The 4,252-nt window shown below is 55.0% G+C and carries 4 protein-coding genes, 1 tRNA gene and 2 other RNA genes; 5 read left to right on the top strand and 2 right to left on the bottom strand.

Features of this window, described 5'->3' with window-relative positions; genetic code table 11:
* Nucleotides 1–102: 102 nt before the first annotated feature.
* Together rssB and rssA are read right to left on the bottom strand one after the other, a co-directional pair.
* Nucleotides 103–1,119, bottom strand: coding sequence for a two-component system response regulator RssB (gene rssB, locus QMM04_RS21250; protein WP_059011644.1), 1,017 nt, complete (start codon nt 1,117–1,119; stop codon nt 103–105).
* A 101-nt stretch (nt 1,120–1,220) separates the two neighbouring features.
* Nucleotides 1,221–2,126: a patatin-like phospholipase RssA gene (gene rssA / locus QMM04_RS21245; RefSeq protein WP_282996957.1), complete on the bottom strand. Its 906-nt coding sequence runs from the start codon at nt 2,124–2,126 to the stop codon at nt 1,221–1,223.
* Nucleotides 2,127–2,222: 96 nt separating this feature from the next.
* Here rssA and QMM04_RS21240 point away from each other — a divergent pair, with 96 nt between their 5' ends.
* The 5 genes from QMM04_RS21240 (at nt 2,223) to QMM04_RS21220 (ending at nt 4,147) form a co-directional block, all read left to right on the top strand.
* Complete coding sequence (locus QMM04_RS21240; protein WP_040679954.1) at nt 2,223–2,678, top strand: YchJ family protein; 456 nt, start codon at nt 2,223–2,225, stop codon at nt 2,676–2,678.
* A gap of 57 nt (nt 2,679–2,735) precedes the next feature.
* Entirely contained in the window at nt 2,736–3,584 is an 849-nt protein-coding gene (purU, locus tag QMM04_RS21235) for a formyltetrahydrofolate deformylase (protein WP_031280214.1), read from the top strand.
* Between the two features lie 144 nt (nt 3,585–3,728).
* Nucleotides 3,729–3,813: transfer RNA gene (locus tag QMM04_RS21230), tRNA-Tyr, on the top strand.
* Nucleotides 3,814–3,853: 40 nt separating this feature from the next.
* Nucleotides 3,854–3,981: non-coding RNA, RtT sRNA (locus QMM04_RS21225), on the top strand.
* A 39-nt stretch (nt 3,982–4,020) separates the two neighbouring features.
* Nucleotides 4,021–4,147: non-coding RNA, RtT sRNA (locus QMM04_RS21220), on the top strand.
* The last annotated feature ends 105 nt before the right edge of the window (nt 4,148–4,252 follow it).

Below are 4,252 nucleotides of genomic sequence, written 5' to 3'. Positions count from 1 at the left end.
TATCCTGGATGGAGTTAATCCGCGGAATTTAAGACTATTACCCAAGTGTAAAGCTAAGCTTTGGCCCTGTCTTTAACCCGCGGAAAATATAAATCTGAGTGGCTATTCTTCGGACGATAACATCAGGCGAAGCCGGCCGCCGGCTCCCCAGACGTGACATTGCCAGGCATCGGCGCGCTGGCTGATTTGATTAAGATGGGTGCTGCCCATAGTGCCAAGCGGCACACCGTTACTGAGCTGGATTTGCTGAGTATTGATGTGCAGCGTGGCATTCAGACCGGCTGAGACCAGAATCAGATTTTTCAACTGACGATGGTAGTAGCCCACCAGCAGCGGGAACTGACCGTTCAGGTTGGCCTGACGCAACAGCATATTCACCTGGCGCAGCAGACCATTGAGTTCCGGCAGACGCTGCTTTTGCCCGGACAGTTGCTCCTGCAATAAACCGTTGAACAGTGCTCTGAGCAATAATGCAGCCAGCACGCCGTTGTCGCCGGCACGCGTTACGTCAAGGCAATAAAACGCCAGATCTTTGTCCGACAGCGCGGCAATATCCAGCACCAGCCCCGGCTGTTCCGCCATGGTGAGTTGACGGTAGTTTATGCGGCAGCTGGCGATGGTTTGCTGGACTGGCGGTTGCAGTTGTTTGAGCAGCTTGGCGGCAGCGAGCGGATCGCGCACCAGGGCATCCCAGTCCTGAAACAGCTGTTCATCTTCTTCCACTTTCGAGGTGAACATCGAAGGATAGAGGCACTCAAACACCGCTTCACGGAAACGTTCCAAGTTTTTTAGCGGCTTGAGCAGCACGTCCTGCACGCCAAGGCGCAGCACGTGGGCAATGTCAGCCATGTTCTGCGTGGCGGAGATGATCAGGATGGGCACGCTATTACCGCGTGTACGAATTCGCTCGACAAACTCAATACCGCCCATGCGCGGCATTTCCAGATCGCAAATGACCAGGTCCACTGACTGCGCGGCGAGTAAACTCAGGCCGTCGAGTCCGTCGCCCGCTTCGAACGTGCTGGCTCCGAGGCCAGTTAACAATGTGTCCAGCAATGAACGGAAAACGACCTCATCTTCGACAATGAGTATCTTTTTGCCGATTAGCGGTTTTTCCATTCTCTCCCCCTGCGTACCAGATATTTCAATAGTGGTTCATAAAACGCCGTTGCGCCTTTCAGAATTGGCTGAAGTCACAACCCCCGTGAATGAACAACTGATTATCTGCTACGGACCAGCGGTAATAGTTCATCCATTTTTTTCTCCACGGCGGCCTTGCCTGCCGCAATGGCCTCTTCAGCCCGATGAAAGTCCAGCGTTGAAATCTGCGGACAAAAAGGCTGAATCAGCACATCCGGCGGATCGCCTGCCATACGGTTACGTTTCAGGCGATTTTCCAATACCTGGATTGACGTTGACATAATTTCCATCGCGCCTGGAGACTGGCTGGCGCGCCGATGGGTAAACCCCATCAGACGCTGGCGCAGTTTTTTGCCCCAGCTCAGCGCTTCTGCCGCTGCCGCCTCTTCACCGCTCTGCGGCGTGACCGACAGCAGATCCTGCTGCATCAGGTGCGCATCATGTTGCAGGTCAACGGCAATCACAATGTCAGCGCCCAGCGCGCGGGTTAGCGAAATCGGCACCGGATTGACCACCGCACCATCCACCAGCCAATAACCATTGTAGCCAACCGGAGGCAATAAGCCTGGCATACTACACGATGCACGCACCGCCTGGTGCAAATCCCCTTCGGTCAGCCACAGCTCGCGTCCGGTGCTGAGGTTGGTTGCCACCACGCCAAAGCGCTTATCCGCGTCTTCGATGAGCTCGTTAGGGATCAGCTGACGGATATGGCTAAACACCCGGTCGCCGCGCAGCAGGCCGCCACGCTGCCATGAGAGGTCCATCAGACGGATAACATCCCAGTAGCGAAATGCGCTGACCCACTTCTCCATCAACGCCAGACGGCCGTTGACGTAGGCAGAACCCACCAGTGCGCCGACGGAACAGCCGGCGACGACATCCACCTCAATACCGGCGCGCTCCAGCGCGTTGATGACACCAATATGCGCCCAGCCTTTGGCAGCGCCCGATCCCAGGGCCAGCCCAATCCTGACTTTTCTCATCTCACCTCGTGATCAACCTGATGCGTAGCTTCACGCTGGCCAGTCGGCTAACATAGCGCACACTTTCATTAACTTTAATCACTCTCAGGAGATGATGTGTCCGAAAAGTGCCCCTGCTGCAGCGGAGAGCAGTATAGCCTATGTTGTCAGCCCTTTCTGAACGGGCAACAAACGCCACAGCGCGCTGAACAGTTAATGCGCTCGCGTTACAGCGCTTACGTTAAGCAAAACGCCGCCTGGCTGGTAGAAACCTGGCATCCCAGCCAGCGCGTGGCCGGACTGGAGACGCTATTATCCGAAAGTTTCGCCACCACAGAATGGCTTGGCCTGAATGTAACCCGTTGTAATCACGGAAGCCATGAGAATGAAGCCTTCGTCACTTTTTTTGCGCGTTATCTCGAAAAAGGCCGTACCTGCAGCCTGTATGAATGTTCACGCTTTCTTCGCGAGGATCAACGCTGGTACTATGTCGACGGAACAACGCCGGAGTTAGGGCGTAACGATCGCTGTCCTTGTGGCTCCGATAAAAAATACAAAAAATGTTGTGGCTAATCTGGACAGATGCCCAACAGCTTCACCATTCATCGCTTTGACAGGACTCTGATCGAGATGCAAGCGCAAACCATGCAACGAAAAGTTTTACGGACCATTTGCCCCGATGCCAAAGGTCTGATCGCCAAGATCACCAACATTTGCTACAAGCACGAACTGAACATTGTGCAGAACAATGAGTTCGTCGATCACCGTACCGGGCGCTTTTTCATGCGCACAGAGCTGGAAGGCATTTTCAACGACAACACGCTGCTGGCTGACCTCGACAGCGCGCTGCCGACCGGTTCGGTACGTGAGCTGCACAGCGCCGGACGTCGCCGCGTGGTGATTCTGGTCACCAAAGAGGCGCATTGCCTGGGCGATCTGCTGATGAAGAGCGCCTTTGGTGGTCTGGACATGGAAATCGCCGCCGTCATTGGTAACCATGAAACGCTGCGTTCACTGGTCGAGCGTTTTGACATCCCGTTCGTGCTGGTCAGCCATGAAGGCCTGACGCGCGAAGAGCACGATAACCGCATGGCGGATGAGATCGATCGCTATCAGCCGGATTACGTGGTGCTGGCGAAATACATGCGCGTGCTGACGCCGGCGTTTGTGCAGCGTTATCCCAACCAGATCATCAATATTCACCACTCGTTCCTGCCAGCCTTTATTGGCGCCCGTCCTTATCATCAGGCCTATGAGCGCGGCGTGAAGATCATCGGTGCCACCGCGCACTACGTGAACGACAACCTGGATGAAGGCCCGATCATCATGCAGGACGTGATTAACGTCGATCACAGCTATACCGCTGAAGAGATGATGCGTGCCGGACGCGACGTGGAAAAGAATGTACTAAGCCGCGCGCTGTATAAAGTGCTGGGCCAGCGCGTGTTTGTTTACGGCAACCGCACGATCATTCTTTAACCACTGCGGCGCTGATTTGCGCAACTCTTCAGCGCCACGCGTAAAAAGTGGGCAAACGATTGAGTTTTTTACTGCGGGCGCTTTACAGACTGAACGCATTTGGTATGATGCGCCCCGCTTTCAGGCATAAAGATTCAGGCCAGTGGCGGGATTCCCGAGCGGCCAAAGGGAGCAGACTGTAAATCTGCCGTCATCGACTTCGAAGGTTCGAATCCTTCTCCCGCCACCATTTCATGCTGCAGTCCTCTTCCAGCCAGTCAATAAAGCCAGTTAATAACACCTGGAGAAGGATGAGAAACTTCGACCGAAGGTTCGGGTCGAACGCAGTGAGACAACGCGCGTCAGCGCGGCCCGCAGGGTGAGCCGCTTGCGGCGAATAATCCTTCTCCCGCCACCATTTCATGCTGCACATCTCCTCCAGCCGATAGAAAAACCAATAAATAACATCCGGAGAAGGATGAGAAGCTTCGACCGAAGGTTCGGGTCGAACGCAGTGAGACAACGCGCGCAGCGCGGCCCGCAGGGTGAGCCGCTTGCGGCGAATAATCCTTCTCCCGCCACCATTTCATGCTGCACTTTTCACCAGACCGACATCTGAATTTACGCGATGCCTGGTCGCCATCAATGGCGCCCCTTATATCCCGATCATTCTCCTCCGGGTATGATGA

The organism is Pantoea sp. Pa-EAmG, from assembly GCF_030024295.1.
GTDB lineage: Bacteria > Pseudomonadota > Gammaproteobacteria > Enterobacterales > Enterobacteriaceae > Pantoea > Pantoea dispersa.
The sequence above is the reverse complement of the archived record's forward strand: the minus strand, read 5'-3'. Positions and strand labels throughout refer to the sequence as shown.